1 pseudogene is annotated in these 429 nt (G+C 33.6%); it reads left to right on the top strand.

Going from position 1 to position 429, the window contains the following annotated elements:
- Positions 1 to 429, top strand: a pseudogene (locus BZK16_RS14015) (ubiquinone-dependent pyruvate dehydrogenase); the annotation flags it as partial.

Genomic DNA, 429 nt, shown 5'->3' with positions numbered 1-429 from the left:
AGATTTTGTAGAGTGGGATAATGACTATAATATTGGTATGACAGGCATGCTAGGGATGCAAGCAGGTTATCATATGATGGAAACTTGTGACACTTTACTTATCCTTGGTGCAAATTTTGCGTGGTCTCAATTTTATCCAAAACATGCAAGAATTATCCAAGTGGATATTAATCCTCAACACTTAGGTTTACGACATGCAATTGAACTTGGTGTTATTGGCAATGTTAAAGATACAGTAACAGCATTATTACCTTATCTCGATGAAAAAGACGATGCTAAATATTTAAATGAACATTTAAAACTACATCAGAAATGTATTGAAAAACTAGATAAAAAAGCAGTCGCAGGTGCTGATGACTTAATTCATCCACAATATTTGGTTGAGTTACTTAATGAATATGCAGATAAAGATGCTTTGATTGCAGGTGA

Origin of the sequence: Wohlfahrtiimonas populi, from assembly GCF_002006795.1 — a bacterium.
GTDB lineage: Bacteria > Pseudomonadota > Gammaproteobacteria > Cardiobacteriales > Wohlfahrtiimonadaceae > Wohlfahrtiimonas > Wohlfahrtiimonas populi.
This window is presented reverse-complemented; position numbering and strand designations above follow the sequence as displayed.